Origin of the sequence: Paraglaciecola sp. (assembly GCF_030730205.1) — a bacterium.
Classification (GTDB): Bacteria; Pseudomonadota; Gammaproteobacteria; order Enterobacterales; family Alteromonadaceae; genus Paraglaciecola.
On sequence record NZ_JANQVQ010000080.1, the window covers coordinates 2,416 to 4,511 of the forward strand.

Here is a 2,096-nt window from a genome sequence, read left to right on the forward strand (position 1 = left end):
TAGCTGACGCTCCAGTCGCTAGGTTGTTTACTTTAATTCATGAACTAGCACACATTTGGATTGGGCAAAGTGGTGTTTCTGACGGTTCCGATTCTGCTCATAGAAAAGAAGAAATTCTTTGCAATGGAGTTGCTGCTGAATTTCTGGTTCCAGGAACTGAATTTATGCAACGATGGCAGAATTTAGATAATTGGAAAGACAATCTTCCAGAGCTAGAGGCACACTTTCATGTAAGCCAATGGGTACTTGCTCGCAGAGCATTAACATGCAATTTTATTTCCCAAGGTGAGTACCACAAATTTATTTCTTTTCTTAAAAAACAATATGATGAGAGAGAGAAGAAAGGAAAAGGTCCCAGTTATTATGTAACACTAAAGAGCCAAACAAGTGATAGGTTTGCCAGAGCGGTTTTATCTGAAACATTGAGTGGGAGAGTGTTGTTAAGAGATGCAGGGCAATTACTCGGTATTAAGCCAGATAAAATAACAAAATTTGCGAAGGGATTTGATTTTTGATTTATTTAATGGACTCTAACACTTATATACAAGCCAAAAATTTGCACTATAACATGGACTTTTGCCCCGCATTTTGGGAGTGGCTCGATAAGCAGTTCGAGCAAGGGCAAGTTATGAGTGTAGATAACGTTTATATAGAACTAACTGATTCAAATGATGAACTTTCTTCTTGGGCTAAAAATAAAAAGTATCATTTCCTCCCTGTATCTGACATTCCTACGCAAGACATGTTTACCGAAATCGCAAATCATGTGGTTTCGTTAATTAATAAGTCTCAAGCGGATATTGCTAATTTTTTAAGCAAAGCAGATCCATGGATTATAGCTAAGGCTGCTGCGATTGGAGCGACTGTGGTTACGCATGAAGCCTTAGTTCCAGATAACAGTCAGAAAGTAAAAATACCCAATATATGTGAACAATTTGGTGTTGAATATATAAATACCTATCAACTGCTTTTTAAGTTGAAAGCCAAATTTATTTTAGGCAATTAAATTAAAACAACCCACTACCACTTTGAATGAATCAAGAGGGCAGGGTTGTTGATCTAACTTATCCTTAAATTTACCTAATTTTCTATCCCTCCATGAGATAAAACACCTTTCGTTTTACCAACCTGTTGTTCAATTTGCATACGCAACAAGACTAGAATAATAAAAGTTCAGGACTTGAAAATATGTTTGAAGGACTATAATTATTTTGAAAAGAATGCGGTTAAGGCGCTTATTTTAAATAAGCGCCTCTAAAGGTTAACTAAAAGCTCACTAATCTTTCTACTGCCCAAAATGTGCCTAAACAACCCACAAAATAAAGCGCGGTGATACTGGCCAACTGAATCCTTCCTGTCGGTTTAACCAACTGGTAAAGCACAAACAAACTGGCAATAAAGGCTATCTGCCCTAACTCAACTCCGATGTTAAAGAAGATCAAGGCCAAACCCACTTCGTTTTGCGGCACGCCTAATTCCGATAATGCACTGGCAAAACCCAAGCCGTGGATCAAACCAAATAACACCACCACTCCCATTGAGCCTAACAAGGCAAATTCATGTTGCTTACGTTGCAACTCAATGCCTTCTCTGGCCATCAAAATTAATGAGACTGCAATCAACACTTCGATCGGTGCAATCGCGATGGTAACGACTTGATAAAAAGCTAAAACCAAGGTTAATGAGTGACCAATCGTAAAAGCCGTGATGAGAGTAAGTAAACGCTTACCTTTGGCCAATAAACATAAACACAAAACAAAAGCCAAGTGATCCCAACCAAACCAAATATGCAACATGCCCTGCCATAAATATCGTTGTATTACGGCAGTGGTTGATAGCTCACTCTGAGCCGCAGATAAAGGGATTTCTATAGTATTCAAACTGCGCTTTAAGGTAGTGTCAAATGACTCATTTCCAAGGCTGACCGTTAAGCTAGCACCGTCCAAATACCAAGGTGTGACGATTTTATCTTCAGCCAAAAATAACTCAGAACAGTCAAATTCATAATTAATCAAAGTAAGGTTTGCCCGACTCTGCTTGTTGGTAATGCCCAAGGTGCATTGCTCAGGTAAGGTAATACGTGAACTGTTTACGAC

3 protein-coding genes are annotated in these 2,096 nt (G+C 38.6%); 2 read left to right on the forward strand and 1 reads right to left on the reverse strand.

Annotated elements, in window-relative coordinates:
• Window positions 1-515 (forward strand): ImmA/IrrE family metallo-endopeptidase (locus NWQ57_RS06975; RefSeq protein ID WP_306021422.1); only part of this gene is annotated, 515 nt, incomplete at its 5' end.
• Between the two features lie 8 nt (window positions 516-523).
• Entirely contained in the window at window positions 524-1,006 is a 483-nt protein-coding gene (locus NWQ57_RS06980) for a DUF4411 family protein (protein WP_306021424.1), read from the forward strand.
• 259 nt (window positions 1,007-1,265) lie between these two features.
• Here the strand turns inward: NWQ57_RS06980 and NWQ57_RS06985 are convergent.
• Window positions 1,266-2,096 (reverse strand): HupE/UreJ family protein (locus tag NWQ57_RS06985; RefSeq protein ID WP_306021423.1); only part of this gene is annotated, 831 nt, incomplete at its 5' end.

Coding starts and splice junctions, on each gene's coding strand:
- NWQ57_RS06980 (WP_306021424.1), top strand. CDS start 524: ATGGACTCTAACACTTATATACAAGCCAAAAATTTGCACTATAACATG.